This is a genomic window from Bradyrhizobium sp. 76 (assembly GCF_023073025.1).
Classification (GTDB): domain Bacteria; phylum Pseudomonadota; class Alphaproteobacteria; order Rhizobiales; family Xanthobacteraceae; genus Bradyrhizobium.
The window spans coordinates 1-556 of record NZ_JADPIS010000135.1 but is presented as its reverse complement, the minus strand read 5'-3'; the positions used below and the strand labels follow the sequence as shown (position 1 = coordinate 556).

The window sequence follows — 556 nt, the reverse complement described above, 5'->3', positions numbered from 1 at the left end:
CCCAGTCATCGATGCCCACAACAAGCAATGGATCTGTCGGCATCGCCGTCCGCCGGCGGACCACCCGCAGCAAGGTATCGTTGCTGACGGGCAGCATGAGCCGCTTGGCGAAGCTTGCCGCCGGCCGGCCGCCGAGCGCCAACCCCAAGTGATGGACGATGTATTCCAACCGTGCCGTCCGGCGCCGTCGAAGCGGGACGATGTCTTCTCCAAACCGCTCCGCGAAGATCCGCCGGCGGCAATGCGGCACCTCACATGTGAAGCGCCGCGTGAGCAATCGGAGGCGCACCCTTCTGCCCGCTGACGGCAAATCAGCCACGTGCCGGATGTATCGGCTATGGATTCGGCGCGACGCTGTCGCGCACAAAGGGCATTGGGCCTCCGCAGCCTCTGACCGAACAGCCAGAATAACCGAATCCATTGAGTCACTTACACCATCAAACACCAAACCACTCGGTACTAGCGATGAGATTTGAAAGCCCGTCCGCATGGCGCTGATTCTCCGTTTGAGAACCACAGTCGCCCGGCAAACTTCATCGGAAATGAGTCAGACCCC

At 61.3% G+C, this 556-nt stretch carries 1 protein-coding gene; it reads right to left on the bottom strand.

Annotated elements, in window-relative coordinates; translation table 11 throughout:
- The coding region (locus IVB48_RS34740) for a transposase family protein (protein WP_247407355.1) at window positions 1–490 on the bottom strand (490 nt) is incomplete at its 3' end.
- Window positions 491–556 lie beyond the last annotated feature (66 nt).